This is a genomic window from Streptomyces sp. NPDC104814, from assembly GCF_055583185.1.
On sequence record NZ_JBVJOL010000013.1, the window covers coordinates 129,516 to 144,102 of the forward strand.

Sequence of the window (14,587 nt, forward strand, 5' to 3'; positions counted from 1 at the left end):
CTCACGCGGTCAGCCAGCGCCGCACACAGGACATGAGGTCCTGGGTGTCGACGGGCTTGGTGACGTAGTCGCTGGCCCCGGACGCGATCGACTTCTCCCGGTCGCCGGGCATCGCCTTGGCGGTGACGGCGATGATCGGCAGATCGGCGAACTGCGGCATGCCGCGGATCTCGGCCGTGGCCGCGTAGCCGTCCATCTCCGGCATCATCACGTCCATCAGCACCAGCGCGATGTCCGGATGGGCGAGCAGGGTCTCGATGCCCTCGCGGCCGTTCTCGGCGTGCAGCACCCGCAGACCGTGCAGTTCCAGGATGCCGCTGAGCGCGAAGAGGTTGCGGGCGTCGTCGTCGACGACCAGGACCGTACGGCCGTCGGTGGCCGCGTCGGGCTCAGCGGAGAGCGAGGAGGGCGTCTCCTCCACCCGCACCAGCGGCACCGCCTCTCCGGGCTCCTCGGCCGACAGGTGCAGGGTGATGCGTTCGCGCAGCTCGTCCAGTCCGGCCAGGAACTCCAGCGGGCGTCCCTCGGCGTGCGCCGCGAGCGCCTTCTCCTGGGCGGAGCCCGTGCGCCGGCTGCCGTGGTGCACCAGTACGGGCACGTTGGCGAGCGCCGAATCACCGTGCAGCGCGTCCAGGAACCGGATCGCCTCCTCCTCGGGCATCCCCATGTCGAGGACGACGCAGTGGCACGGTTCGGCGGCCAGCGCGCCGGCTGCCTCCTGTGCCCCCACGGCCGTGATGACCTCGATGAAGGGTGCCTCGGTTCCGTCGTCCCGGGTGCGGCCCATGTCGGCGATCACGCTCTCGGCGACGAGCGTGAGCAGACCACGCGGGCGTTCCTCCAGCACCAGCAGGCGTCGCGGCCGCGGCGCGGCGCTGATCGGCGAACCGATCGGCACCGGCTGGCCGATCACCTCGGAGGACACCACGGTCCCCGTCAGCTCCGTCCGGCGCGCGGCCCCGAGCGCCTCCTCGAAGTCGGCCCGCGCCACGGGCAGGAAGAGGGTGAAGGTGCTGCCCCGGCCCGGGGCGCTGTCCACCGTCACGGCACCGCCGAGCAGATGGGCGATCTCCCGGGTGATGGACAGTCCGAGCCCGGTCCCGCCGTACTTGCGGCTGGTGGTGCCGTCGGCCTGCTGGAACGCCCCGAAGATGGACTCCAGATGCTGCTCCGGGATGCCGATGCCGGTGTCCTTCACCCGGAAGGCGACGATGGTGCCGCCCCGGATCACCGTCGGCGGCACCTCGTCGTCGGCCGCCGGTTCGATGCTCAGCTCCACGCTGCCCTGCTCGGTGAACTTCACCGCGTTGGACAGCAGGTTGCGCAGGATCTGCCGCAGCCGGGAGTCGTCGGTGAGCAGGTCGGCGGGCGCGCCCGCCGCCGTCATCACCTGGAAGTCGAGGCCCTTCTGGCTGGTGAGCGGGCGGAAGGTGGCCTCGACGTAGTCGAGCAGCCGCTGCAGCGCGACGCGCTCGGGCGCCACGTCCATCTTGCCGGCCTCCACCTTCGACAGGTCGAGGATGTCGTTGATGAGCTGCAGCAGGTCGGAGCCCGCCGAGTGGATGATCTGCGCGTACTCCACCTGCTTCGCCGTGAGGTTGCGCGAGGGGTTCTGCGCGAGCAACTGGGCGAGGATCAGCAGGCTGTTGAGCGGCGTGCGCAGCTCGTGGCTCATGTTGGCCAGGAACTCCGACTTGTACTTGGAGGCGAGCGACAGCTGCTGCGCGCGCGTCTCCAGCTCCTGCCGGGCCTGCTCGATCTGCAGGTTCTTCGCCTCGATGTCCCGGTTGCGCTCGGCCAGCAGTGAGGCCTTGTCCTCCAGTTCGGCGTTGGAGCGCTGCAACTCCTCCTGCTGCACCTGGAGTTCGGCGGAGCGGGCCTGCAACTCGGCGGTCAGGCGCTGCGACTCGCCGAGCAGCTCGTCGGTACGGGCGTTGGCGACGATGGTGTTGACGTTGACGCCGATGGCCTCCATCAGCTGGGTCAGGAAGTCCTGGTGGATCTGGGTGAACGGTGTCACGGAGGCCAGTTCGATCACGCCGAGCACCTGGCCCTCCACCACGATCGGCAGGACCACCAGGGCGGCCGGCGGGACCTGGCCCAGCCCCGAGGAGATGCTCACGTAGCCCGGCGGCAGCTCGTCCACGGTGATGGCGCGCCGGCTGCGGGCGGCCTGCCCGACCAGCGTCCGCCCGAAGCGGATCCGGGTGGGACGCGCGTCGTCGTCGGGCCACCCGTAGGCGCCGACCAGCCGCAGCTCCGCCCCGTCGGCCCCCTCCTCGGCCAGGTAGAACGCGCCGTACTGCGCCGCCACCAGCGGCACCAGCTCGTCCATGATCAGCTCGGCGACCACCGGCAGGTCCCGGTGGCCCTGCATCAGACCGGAGATCCGTGCGAGGTTCGTCTTGAGCCAGTCCTGCTCCTGGTTGGCCCGGGTGGTCTCGCGCAGGGACTCCACCATGGAGTTGATGTTGTCCTTGAGCTCGGCGACCTCGCCCGAGGCCTCGACGTTGATGGACCGCGTCAGGTCGCCCTCGGCCACGGCGCTCGCCACCTCGGCGATGGCCCGCACCTGCCGGGTCAGGTTGCCGGCCAGCTCGTTGACGTTCTCCGTCAGCCGCTTCCAGGTGCCGGAGACGCCCTCGACCTCGGCCTGGCCGCCGAGGCGGCCTTCGGTGCCGACCTCGCGGGCGACGCGGGTGACCTCGTCGGCGAAGGCGGAGAGCTGGTCGACCATCGTGTTGATGGTCGTCTTCAGCTCCAGGATCTCGCCGCGGGCGTCGACGTCGATCTTCTTCGACAGGTCGCCGCGGGCCACCGCCGTCGTCACCAGCGCGATGTTGCGCACCTGGCCGGTGAGGTTGTTCGCCATCGAGTTGACGTTGTCGGTGAGGTCCTTCCAGGTGCCGGCCACATTGGGCACCTGCGCCTGGCCGCCCAGGCGGCCTTCGGTGCCGACCTCGCGGGCGACGCGGGTGACCTCGTCGGCGAACGCGGACAGCGTGTCGACCATCGTGTTGATGACGTCGGCCAGCGCGGCGACCTCGCCCTTGGCCTCGACGGTGATCTTCTGGGACAGGTCGCCCTTGGCGACGGCGGTGGCGACCTGGGCGATGGAGCGCACCTGGCTGGTCAGGTTGGACGCCATCACGTTGACGTTGTCCGTGAGGTCCTTCCAGGTGCCGGAGACCCCGCGCACATGGGCCTGCCCGCCGAGGCGGCCTTCGGTGCCGACCTCGCGGGCGACGCGGGTGACCTCGTCGGCGAAGGCGGAGAGCTGGTCGACCATCGTGTTGATGGTCTCCTTGAGGTCCAGGATCTCGCCGCGTGCGTCCACGGTGATCTTCTGGGAGAGGTCACCCTGGGCGACCGCGGTGGCGACCTGGGCGACATTGCGCACCTGCGCGGTCAGATTGCCCGCCATGAAGTTCACCGAGTCGGTGAGATCCCGCCAGGTGCCCTTGACGCCCTTGACGTCCGCCTGGCCGCCCAGGCGGCCTTCGGTGCCGACCTCTCGGGCGACGCGCGTCACTTCGTCGGCGAAGGCGGAGAGCTGGTCGACCATCGTGTTGATGGTGTTCTTCAGCTCGAGGATCTCGCCCCGGGCATCGACGGTGATCTTCTGCGAGAGATCTCCCTGCGCCACGGCGGTCGTCACCTGGGCGACGTTGCGCACCTGCGCGGTGAGATTGCCGGCCATCAGGTTGACGGAGTCCGTGAGGTCCCGCCAGACACCGGCGACCCCCGGCACCTGTGCCTGCCCGCCGAGGCGGCCCTCGCTGCCGACCTCGCGGGCGACACGGGTGACCTCGTCGGCGAAGGCGGAGAGCTGGTCGACCATCGTGTTGACGGTGTTCTTGAGCTGGAGGATCTCGCCCCGGGCGGGCACGTCGATCTTCTGCGACAGATCACCCTTGGCCACGGCCGTGGCGACCTGCGCGATATCGCGCACCTGGGTGGTGAGGTTGCCGGCCATCGCGTTGACCGAGTCGGTCAGGTCGGCCCAGGTCCCGGAGACTCCCGGCACCTCGGCCTGGCCGCCGAGCGTCCCCTCGGTGCCCACCTCCCGCGCCACCCGGGTCACTTCCGAGGTGAAGACGGACAGCTGGTCGACCATGCCGTTGAAGACCTTGGCGATGTCGCCCATCAGCCCGTCGACGTCGTCGGGCAGCCGCGTACCGAAGTCGCCGTCCCTGACCGCCGTCAGCCCGACCAGGAGTCTCTTCAGCTCCTGGTCGGCCGGGACCGGGTCCACGGCCTCGGTCGTGTTGCTGGTCATCCGTCCCCTCGTTCCCGAATCACAGAAGTCCGCCCCAAGGTGTCTTCGCAGTCCACGAGGACTGAAGCGGTGTGAGAAATACGCCGCAGATTAACCCACGCCGACACGCGGCGACACAGCATCCCGCCAACGAACGGTCACACGGAAACCGCACGTCAGGCATCATGTGTAGAGGACGTGAATCCGGGTACACGGAACGGTTTTCCGGTGGTCCGGCGAGGGGGTCCGGCACCGTCCGGAAGCTTCACCGGCCCCGCGAAGCGGCCGAAAACCGTCCCCTGCCGGGTGCCCGGGCGGCCCGGAGTCGGTGGGGCGGCAAGACGGCAAGACGATCCAGCGTGCCGGTGGCGCTGTGTGCCCTGCCCGGTCCCGCCGAGGGGCCCGGGGACTGAGGGCGGGGCACGCTCACCACGGCAGGAAGACGTGCACGTCCTTGCCGTGGTCGTTCGTCACCACACTGACCTGGGTGCACAGTGTCTGCACCAGGTACCAGCCGATGCCGCCGCCCCCGTGGCTGGGGTGGAAGGGGCGCGGAGTCGGCGGTGTCGTGCTGGTGTCGTGCAGGACGACGTGCACTCCGTCGAAGGTGCGCCGCAGCTGCAGCTCGAAGGGGCCCGGGGCGTACTGCACCGCGTTGGCGGCCAGCTCTGTGACGATCAACACGATGTCGTGCCAGCACTCCTCCGCGGAGGGCGGCTGGATCCTGGCCAGCGCCCGGAGGAAGTCCTCCGCGGCCAGCCGGGCCCCTGTCACGTCCCGGGGTTCGCCCTCGAAACGTGTCGTGCGGTTCGGCATATCTCGGGTGGTCAGCGCATTGTCCCAACGCGGCTCGGTTGCCATGTCCCATCCACTACCCCGGCGACAGCAGGGCGGTCGTCCCTTCTTGTGAGCGAGTCGTTGACATCTGGAGGGTTCCCAGGGGTCAGGAAGGTACGCGTCTCGATCCCACCCGCACCATCGAAAACGTATTCGTTTCCCGGGGGAATGCCGCCCCGCTCCCGGGGCACCCGGAGGGCCGTACCGCACCAACTCCCCTGACTCCAGGAGAAACTGATGACGAGTTACGGCAGTTCCCCTGCCGCTTCCTCCGGTTCGCGCACCAATGGCCTGGCGATCGCCGGCCTCGTCTGCGGCGTCGTCGGCGTGTTCTTCGCCAGCGTGATCCTCGGCCCGCTCGCGATCGTGTTCGGGGCCGTCGGCCTGCGTCAGGCCCCCGCGAAGGGCGGCGGAGGCATGGCCAAGGCCGGTGTGGTGCTCGGCATCATCGATCTGATCATCTTCGTGGTGCTGGTCTCGCTGGCCGCGTCCCACGGCGGTTTCAGCTGGTACGTCGGCAGCTGACCCGGGCAGCGTCACCACCGAGGCCGGTGACCCCCGTGCGCAGATCGTCGTCGCCGGTGCCCGTCGCACGTCATCGTCCGGGCCGGTGACCTCGCGCTTCACCGGAAGACATCGTCGGAGTCGTCCCACCCGGGCGGCTCCGACGCCTGGTGCCGCACCGGGCGGGAGCGGGCCGCGTACATCGCCTCGATCTCTGCGGCGTACGCCTGCACGATCGCGTCCCGGCGCAGCTTCAGCGACGGCGTCAGCAGCCCGTTCGTCTGGTCGAACGGCTCCGGCAGGACACGGAACACCCGCACCGACTCCGAGCGCGAGACCGCGCTGTTCGCCGCGGCCACCGCCCGGCCGATCTCCTCGCGCAGCGCGTTCTCCTCACGCGCCTCCCGCAGGGGATGGCTGCCCGGCAGCGCCAGCGAGCGCCGCCAGTGCGCCAGGAACTCCGGGTCCAGGGTGATCAGCGCACCCACACACGGCCGGTTGTCACCCACGACGACGGCCTGATGGATCAGGGGATGCATGCGCAGCCGCTGCTCCAGGAAGGCCGGCGCCACGCTCTTGCCCCCACTGGTGATGATCACCTCCTTCTTGCGGCCGGTGATGGTCAGATACCCCTCCTCGTCCAGGTGCCCGAGGTCACCGGTGGCCAGCCAGCCGCCGCGCAGCACGGCCCGGCTCGCGTCCCGGTTCCCGACGTACCCCTGGAACACCGACGGCCCGCGCACCAGGATCTCGCCGTCCTGGGCGATCCGGATCTCCATGCCGGGCAGGGCCTGCCCGACCGTCCCCGCCTTCTCCCGGCCCAGCGGCTGCATGGTGATCCCGCCGCCGGTCTCGGTCAGCCCGTACCCGTCGTGCACATGGATGCCGATGCCCTCGTAGAACAGGGACAGCTCCCGGTGCAGCGGCGAGCCGCCGGACGTCGCCCGCGTCACCCGGCCGCCCAGCGCCGCCCGCAGCCGGCGGTACACCGTCCGCTCGTAGCGGGCGTGCTGCAGCCGCAGCTCGAGACCGGGCCCCGACCCGCGGCCCGTGCGCTGCCGCTCGCACGCCGCCGCGAAATCCCGCGCGGTCTGCGCCGCCCGTTCGAACACAGCGCCACGGCCGGCCCGCTGGGCGGTGCGCAGAAACGTCTTGTACACCTTCTCGAACAGCGACGGCACCGCGTAGAAGTACGTCGGCCGCAAGGTGCGCAGCGCCGAGGACAGCGCCTCCTCGCTCATGTCCGGCTCGTACCCCATCAGCACCCCGCCGCGCAGACACAGGCCCTGGATCATCAGCCCGTACACATGGGAGAACGGCAGGAAGGCGAGGACCGACGGCTGCTGGCCGGGAGGCGCCGCCGTGTGCCCCCAGCCCGCCAGCAGCGTGTCACAGGGGTGCGCCAGCGCCCGGTGGCTCAGTGCACAGCCCATCGGCCGGCCCGAGCTGCCGGAGGTGTACGCGACGACCGCGGTGGAGTCGGGCAGCACCAGCCGGCGCAGCGAGTCCACCGTGGTGGTCGCGACCGGGGCACCCCGCTCCGCCAGCTGTCCGAGCGCCCCCGCGTCCAGCTGCCACACATGCCGCAGCCGCGGCAGCGAGGCGCACACCGAGCCCACCGTCATCACGCTCGGCTCGTCCTCGACGACCACGCCCACACAGCCGGCGTCCCGCAGGATGAACGCCACCTGGTCTCGGGAGGCCGTGGGGTACACCGGCACCACCTCGGCGCCCACCGCCCACAGCGCATGGCACAGCACCGTCCACTCGTACCGGGTGCGTGCCATGATCGCGACGCGGTCGCCCGGCCGGATCGCGGACGCCACCAGCCCCCGGGCCAGGGCGAGCACCTGGTCGCGTACCTCGACGGCGGTGACCTCGTCCCATCCGCCGTCGGCACGGCGGCGCGCCAGTACGGGCCGCACCGGGTCGCGGTCGGCGGCGGCGAAGACACTGTCGGCCAGCCCGCCGGTCAGCGGGGCGACGGCCGGGGGAGCGAGGGCGGGTTCGGGCATGCGCTGCTCCAGGGATGCGCAGGGGCGGTTCCGTCGCTGACCTGCGAAACCACCCAGGTCGGCGGTGGGGGGACTCTAGCCCCGCCGGGGTGCGTGCGGTGCCCGGTTCACGGAAGTGATGCCGCTTCGTTGACCTCGCCCGCTATGGGGGACTCGGAACGCATGAGTTTCACGAACCCCGACCCCGAACCCGAACGCACCACCGGCCTGGAACCGGGCGGCGGCGTTCCCCCGGGCGAGACCCCGCCCGCGGAGAGCAGCCTGCCCGAGGCCGGCCCGCGCGAGGTGCACAACCCCACCAAGGGCTGGGCGAAGGCCCCGCTCACCCTGATCATCATTCTCGTCGTGCTGGTGGCGGCCTTTTTCCTGGCCTACGCCATCTCCCTGGCCGTGTGAGAACCCCGGGTCCCCGCCCGACACCGGCGCGGGGACCCCGGGGCCGGATTCCGCTCAGGCCTGCGTGTGCCGTACGCACTCCGCGACCACGTCCCGCAGACTGCCGGTGCGCTCCAGCAGGGCGCGCTGGATCCGGGCGCCGTTGCCGTCGCGCAGCAGCCGGGCGCACGACTCGCGGGCGGACTCGAGGTCACCGCTGTCGGCGAGAGCCTCCTCGACATGGTCCAGCAGGGCCTGGACGACCTCCTCGGCGGGCGCCGGCCGCATGGTCGCCGGGTGCAGCAGCTCGCCGTCGATCCCGGAGCGCGCGGCCCGCCAGGCGGCCAGCCGCAGCGTGCTCACACTGTGCCCGGCCGGCTCCACACCCGCCCGCCACTGCCGGGCCGCGGTCTCCACGAGCCCCCGTGTGAGCGTGGCGACGAGCACCGCCGTGTCCGCGTGCAGACACACGTCGGCGACCCGGACCTCCACCGTCGGATAGCGTTCGGAGAGCCGGGCGTCGAAGTAGACCATCGCCTTGTCGAGGATCACCCCGGTCGCGACCATGTCGTCCACCCGCTGCCGGTACCCCGCCACGGACCCGAACAGCTCGGTCGGCCCCGCCGAGGGCCAGCGCCCCCACACCCGGCTGCGGTAGCTGCGGTAACCCGAGTCCCGGCCCTGCCAGAAGGGCGAGTTGGTGCTCAGCGCGAACAGCACGGGCAGCCAGGGCCGGATCCGGTCGACGACGGCCACGCCCTCCTCGTCGGATTCCACCGACACATGGACGTGGCAGCCGCACACGAGCTGCTCCCGGGTGGCGATGCCGTACTGCTCGGCCATCCACTGGTAGCGCTCGTTCATCCCTATCGCCGGGCTGACCGGCAGGGGCGACGTGGCCAGGGCCGCCACGGTGCAGCCGATGCTCTCGGCGTGCCGGGCCGCCTCCTTGCGGCACCGCACGATCTCCTCGTGGAGATCCGCCATCCCGGACTGCGGCCGGGTGGCGAACTCCAGCATCTGGTCGTACAGCTCCTTCTCGAAGACCTCCTGACCGGCGTCCTCCTGCTCGGCCCGGGCCAGCGCGGCCGCGGACAGAGCCTTGGGATCACCGGTCTCCGGGTCGACGAGGAGCAGTTCCTCCTCCACACCGACTGTGCGCACCTTCAGGCCGCCCTTCCTGGCCGAACCGCTACGGGACGCACAGTCGGGTTCCCCGTGATCGCTAGATGGAACGCGGAGGATACGCCGACATCCACACCGTCGCCAGCGGGGGCAGCGTGAGCCGGATCCGGCCGTCCTCCGGCTTGAGCGGCTCGGTCAGCGTGACGTCGCTGCCGCCGTACTTCGCCGCGTCGGTGTTGAGGACCTCCTGCCACGCCGTGACGTCGTCGCCGACGTGCAGGACGTAGTCGTGCCGGACGACGGGCGAGAAGTTGGACACCGCCAGCAGCGGTCCGCCCTCGGCGTCGTAGCGCACGAACGCGAACACGTTGTCGTCGGCGGCGTCACAGGCCACCCAGCGAAAGCCCGCCGGGTCGGTGTCGCGCTGCCACAGCGCGGGCGTGGACAGGTACAGGGTGTTCAGATCCCGCACCAGCTCCTGCACCCCGCGGTGGTCGCCCGCCGCCATGTGCCCGGGGTCCATCAGCCACCACTCCGGCCCGTGCTCCACGTTCCACTCGCCGCCCTGGGCGAACTCCTGCCCCATGAAGAGGAGTTGCTTGCCCGGGTGGGCCCACATGAAGCCCAGGTAGGCACGGTGGTTGGCGCGGCGCTGCCACCAGTCGCCCGGCATCTTCGACACCAGGGCCTGCTTGCCGTGCACCACCTCGTCGTGGGAGATCGGCAGGACGTAGTTCTCGCTGTAGGCGTACACCATCGAGAAGGTCATCTCGTGGTGGTGGTACTTGCGGTGGATCGGCTCCTTGCTCATGTACTGCAAGGAGTCGTGCATCCAGCCCATGTTCCACTTCAGGCCGAAGCCGAGGCCGCCGCCGTCGGTGGGCCGGGTCACGCCGTCCCAGGCCGTGGACTCCTCCGCGATCGTCACGATCCCCGGGCAGCGCCGGTAGACCGTGGCGTTCATCTCCTGCAGGAACGCCTTGGCGGCCAGGTCCTCGTTGCCGCCGAAGATGTTCGGCGTCCACTGCCCGTCCTCGCGCGAGTAGTCGAGGTACAGCATGGAGGCGACGGCGTCCACGCGCAGACCGTCGATGTGGAACTCCTCGCACCAGTACACCGCGTTGGCGACCAGGAAGTTGCGCACCTCGGTACGGCCGTAGTCGAACTCGTACGTCCCCCAGTCGGGGTGCTCCGCCCGCTGGTCGTCCCCGGGTTCGTACAGCGGGTCCCCGTCGAAGCGGGCCAGCGCCCAGTCGTCCTTCGGGAAGTGCGCCGGCACCCAGTCCATGATCACGCCGATGCCGGCCCGGTGACAGGCGTCGACGAAGTAGCGGAAGTCGTCCGGGGTGCCGAGCCGCGGCATCGGCGCGTAGTAGGACGTCACCTGGTAGCCCCAGGACCCGCTGAACGGGTGCCCCGCGACCGGCATCAGCTCCACATGCGTGAACCCGAGGTCCTTGACGTACGCCGGCAGCTCCTCGGCCAGCTCACGGTAGGTCAGGCCCGGACGCCAGGACGGCAGATGGACCTCGTAGACGGAGAACGGCGCCTGGTGCACCGGCACGTCACCGCGGTGCGCCATCCAGTCCCCGTCGGCCCACTCGTGACGCGACGCCGTCACGATCGACGCGGTGTCCGGCGGCACCTCGGTGCACCGCGCCATCGGGTCGGCCTTCAGGAACCGGTGGCCGTGGCGCGAGGTGATCTCGAACTTGTACCGGGTGCCTTCGCCGACCCCGGGCAGGAACAGCTCCCACACCCCGGACGCGCCGAGCGAGCGCATCGGGAACTGGGTGCCGTCCCAGAAGGTGAAGTCCGCGGCGACCCGCACGCCCTGCGCGTTCGGCGCCCACACCGTGAACCGGGTACCGGTGACACCCTCGTGGGTCATCGGCTCGGCGCCGAGCGCCTTCCACAGCTGCTCGTGCCGGCCCTCCCGGATCAGATGCAGATCGAACTCGCCGAGCGCCGGCAGGAACCGGTAGGGGTCGTCCACCACGTACTCGGCGTCCTCGTAGGCCACCGCCAGCTTGTAGGCCGGGATCTTCTTCAGCGGCAGCACGGCAGAGAACAGGCCGTCGCCGTCCGAGGCCAGCGGGTGCCGCTTGCGGCCGACGACCACGGCGACCGAGCGGGCGAAGGGACGCAGCGCCCGGAAGAGCACCCCGCCGGGCACCGGGTGGGCGCCCAGCAGGGCATGCGGATCGTGATGGGCACCCGCCAGCAGCCGGCCCCGGTCGGCCGGGTCCAGGTCGGTGGCCGCTGTGCGGGCCGGGCCCGACGGCTCGGGGAGTGAGGTGTCGCGCAGCGCCACGGGTCAGTCTCCTCTCACGGCGAGTCGTTCGATCGCCGCCATGGGTACGGGAAGCCAGGCAGGACGGTGCTTGGCCTCGTAGAGCACTTCGTACACAGCCCTGTCGGTCTCGTAGGCGCGCAGCAGGGCGTGCTTCTTGCGCGGATCCCAGCCCGCCCGCGCGGCGTAGCCCGCGCAGTAGGCCTCCCGGCAGCGGCGCGCCCACTCGGGGCGCCACGGCCGGCGCTGGCGGGCCGCGTAGTCGAAGGAGCGCAGCATGCCGGCGATGTCCCGCACCGGCGAGTGCGTGCTGCGCCGCTCGGCCAGCGGCCGTGACGGTTCGCCCTCGAAGTCGATGACGAACCACTCCCGTCCGGCGCGCAGCACCTGGCCCAGATGCAGGTCGCCGTGGATGCGCTGGGCGGGCGGGCCCGGGTCGCAGGCGACGAGCGCGCCGAAGGCCGCGCGCAGCCCCGGCACGTGCGGGCGCAGCGCCTTCACCTGGTGGGCGGCGGCGTCGAGCCGCTCGGTCATCGCGTCCGCCAGCCGGGCGTTCTCCGCGTGGCCGCCGGCCGGGAAGGCGGCGGCGAGCGCGAGATGCACCTCGGCGGTGGCGGCACCGAGCGCGCTCGCCTCCGCGGTGAAGTCCTCACCGCGCGACAGGGCCTGCAGCGCCAGCGTCCAGCCGTCGGAGGCGTTCGGCAGGAACGGCTGGAGCACGCCCAGCGTCGCCTCCTGCGGCTGGCTGGTCCGCATCCACGCCACCGGGGCCGGCACCCGCGCACAGCCCTCCCGGGTGAGCGCGAGAGGCACCTCCAGGTCCGGGTTGACGCCCGGCTGGATGCGCCGGAACAGCTTCAGGATGAACGCGTCGCCGTACACCAGCGACGTGTTGGACTGCTCGGCGTCCAGCAGCCGGGGCGCGAGTCCGGACGGGATCGGCACCGACGGATCGGAGTCGAACAGCAGCGGCCCGAGCGTCCCGGAGTGCCGCATCCGCTCCAGCAGCAGATGCGCCGAGCGCGGGTCCAGGAGCGCGTCGTAGACCGTGAGACCGGCCATCGGGCCGCTCTCCGCCCGCCCGATGAGCGCCTTGCCCAGGCGGGGCGAGAGATGCTCCTGGAAGCCGAGCAGCAACTGGTAGCAGTCGCCGCCGGCCGGGGGCGTGCCGCCGGGCGCGGGCACACCGGCGTGCGGCGGGTGCGACCCGGCGTGCGCGGCATGGATGAGTACATGCAGACAGCCCGGGAACAGCTCGGTCATCGACAGCAGACGCAGATCCGTGACCGGCCGGTCCTTCCCGGCGAACCAGCGTTGCCGCGGCAGCCACTCGCGCAGCAGACCCGCGAGCGAGTCCAGATGCAGAGCGACGCCGGTAGTGCTCGGCTGGAGGGATGCGGTCTTCGGCATGGTGACGCGTCCTTTCCTCGGCGCGCTACTGGCGGCGGCCGATGCGGGATGCGACTCGGGCGAGCCGGAACCAGTAGAAGCCGTGGCCTGCGATGGTGAGCAGGTAGGGCAGCTCTCCGATGGCGGGGAAGCGCACCCCGCCGAAGAGTTCGACCGGATGGCGGCCGTTGTAGGCCCGCAGGTCCAGCTCGGTGGGCTGGGCGAAGCGGGAGAAGTTGTGCACGCAGAGCACCAGGTCGTCCTCGTACTCGCGCAGGAACGCCAGGACGGCGGGGTTGGACGAGGTGAGCTCCGTGTACGTCCCCAGTCCGAAGGCGGGGTTCTGCTTGCGGATCTCGATCATGCGGCGGGTCCAGTGCAGCAGCGACGAGGGCGACGCCATCGACGCCTCGACGTTGGTGACCTGGTAGCCGTAGACCGGGTCCATGATCGTGGGCAGATAGAGCCGCCCGGGGTCGGCCGTGGAGAATCCGGCGTTGCGGTCCGGCGTCCACTGCATGGGGGTGCGCACCGCGTCGCGGTCGCCGAGCCAGATGTTGTCGCCCATGCCGATCTCGTCGCCGTAGTAGATGATCGGCGAGCCGGGCAGCGACAGTAGCAGCGCGGTGAAGAGTTCGATCGTGTTGCGGTCGTTGTCCAGCAGCGGGGCGAGGCGCCGCCGGATGCCGATGTTGGCGCGCATCCGCGGGTCCTTGGCGTACTCGGCCCACATGTAGTCGCGCTCTTCGTCGGTGACCATCTCGAGCGTCAGCTCGTCGTGGTTGCGCAGGAAGATGCCCCACTGGCAGCTGTCCGGGATCGGCGGGGTCTTCGCCAGGATCTCCGAGACGGGGTAGCGGGACTCGCGGCGCACGGCCATGAAGATGCGCGGCATCACCGGGAAGTGGAAGGCCATGTGGCACTCGTCGCCGCCGGCGGAGTAGTCGCCGAAGTAGTCGACCACGTCCTCCGGCCACTGGTTGGCCTCTGCCAGCAGCACCGTGTCCGGGTACATCAGGTCGATCTCGCGGCGCACCCGCTTCAGGAACTCATGGGTTGCCGGAAGGTTTTCGCAGTTGCTGCCTTCCTCCGCGTACAGATACGGCACCGCGTCCAGCCGGAAGCCGTCGATGCCGAGGTCCAGCCAGAACCGCAGCGCGGCCAGGATCTCCTCCTGCACGGCCGGGTTCTCGTAGTTCAGGTCGGGCTGGTGGGAGAAGAAGCGGTGGAAGAAGTACTGCCCCCGCACCGGGTCGTACGTCCAGTTGGAGGTCTCGGTGTCGACGAAGATGATCCGGGCGTCCGGGTAGCCCTTGTCGTCGTCGGCCCACATGTAGTAGTCGCCGTAGGGCCCGTCGGGGTTCTTGCGTGACTCCTGGAACCACGGGTGCTGGTCGCTGGTGTGGTTCATCACGAAGTCGATGATCACGCGCATGCCGCGCTGGTGGGCGGCGTCCACGAACTCCACGAAGTCCGCCAGGTCACCGAACTCCGGCAGCACCGCGGTGTAGTCGGAGACGTCGTAGCCGCCGTCCCGCAGCGGCGACTTGAAGAAGGGCGGCAGCCACAGGCAGTCGACGCCCAGCCACTGCAGATAGTCGAGTTTGGCGGTGAGTCCCTTGAGGTCGCCTACGCCGTCGCCGTTGCTGTCCTGGAAGGAGCGGACGAGGACCTCGTAGAAGACGGCACGCTTGAACCAGTCGGGGTCCCGGTCCTTGACCGGGGTGTCCTCGAAGGTGTCCGGGACGGGCGAGTTGACGGACATGGGGCTGATCGACCTCCGTTTCGTGG

General features: G+C 70.6%; 9 protein-coding genes. 2 read left to right on the forward strand and 7 right to left on the reverse strand.

The window, feature by feature from the left end; translation table 11 throughout:
• Position 1: 1 nt before the first annotated feature.
• Together ACZ64A_RS32975 and ACZ64A_RS32980 are read right to left on the reverse strand one after the other, a co-directional pair.
• Positions 2-4,279, reverse strand: a complete 4,278-nt coding sequence (locus ACZ64A_RS32975; protein WP_469815602.1) for a HAMP domain-containing protein — start codon at positions 4,277-4,279, stop codon at positions 2-4.
• A 405-nt stretch (positions 4,280-4,684) separates the two neighbouring features.
• Positions 4,685-5,119, reverse strand: a complete 435-nt coding sequence (locus ACZ64A_RS32980; protein WP_469815603.1) for an ATP-binding protein — start codon at positions 5,117-5,119, stop codon at positions 4,685-4,687.
• Positions 5,120-5,332: 213 nt separating this feature from the next.
• On the opposite strand from ACZ64A_RS32980, the gene ACZ64A_RS32985 reads away from it, so the two are divergent.
• Positions 5,333-5,620 carry a DUF4190 domain-containing protein gene (locus tag ACZ64A_RS32985; RefSeq protein WP_469815604.1) on the forward strand — a complete coding sequence of 96 codons (288 nt, stop codon included), beginning with the start codon at positions 5,333-5,335 and terminating at the stop codon, positions 5,618-5,620.
• 98 nt (positions 5,621-5,718) lie between these two features.
• Here ACZ64A_RS32985 and ACZ64A_RS32990 read toward each other — a convergent pair whose 3' ends face one another.
• Positions 5,719-7,614, reverse strand: coding sequence for an AMP-dependent synthetase/ligase (locus ACZ64A_RS32990; protein ID WP_469815605.1), 1,896 nt, complete (start codon positions 7,612-7,614; stop codon positions 5,719-5,721).
• Between the two features lie 162 nt (positions 7,615-7,776).
• Here ACZ64A_RS32990 and ACZ64A_RS32995 point away from each other — a divergent pair, with 162 nt between their 5' ends.
• On the forward strand, positions 7,777-8,010 hold the full coding sequence (locus tag ACZ64A_RS32995) for a DUF6480 family protein (protein WP_469815606.1): 234 nt from the start codon (positions 7,777-7,779) through the stop codon (positions 8,008-8,010).
• A gap of 54 nt (positions 8,011-8,064) precedes the next feature.
• On the opposite strand, the gene ACZ64A_RS33000 is transcribed toward ACZ64A_RS32995, so the two are convergent.
• The 4 genes from ACZ64A_RS33000 to treS all read right to left on the reverse strand — a co-directional run bounded on the left by ACZ64A_RS33000 (position 8,065) and on the right by treS (position 14,561).
• The gene (locus ACZ64A_RS33000; protein ID WP_469815607.1) at positions 8,065-9,153 is read right to left on the reverse strand and encodes a glutamate--cysteine ligase 2; all 1,089 of its coding nucleotides are present in this window, start codon (positions 9,151-9,153) and stop codon (positions 8,065-8,067) included.
• Positions 9,154-9,214: 61 nt separating this feature from the next.
• Positions 9,215-11,428: a 1,4-alpha-glucan branching enzyme gene (gene glgB / locus ACZ64A_RS33005; protein WP_469815608.1), complete on the reverse strand. Its 2,214-nt coding sequence runs from the start codon at positions 11,426-11,428 to the stop codon at positions 9,215-9,217.
• A gap of 3 nt (positions 11,429-11,431) precedes the next feature.
• A complete protein-coding gene (locus tag ACZ64A_RS33010) occupies positions 11,432-12,817 on the reverse strand; it encodes a maltokinase N-terminal cap-like domain-containing protein (protein ID WP_469815609.1) in 1,386 nt (461 codons plus the stop codon).
• 25 nt (positions 12,818-12,842) lie between these two features.
• Positions 12,843-14,561, reverse strand: coding sequence for a maltose alpha-D-glucosyltransferase (gene treS, locus ACZ64A_RS33015; RefSeq protein ID WP_469815610.1), 1,719 nt, complete (start codon positions 14,559-14,561; stop codon positions 12,843-12,845).
• Between the last annotated feature and the right edge of the window lie 26 nt (positions 14,562-14,587).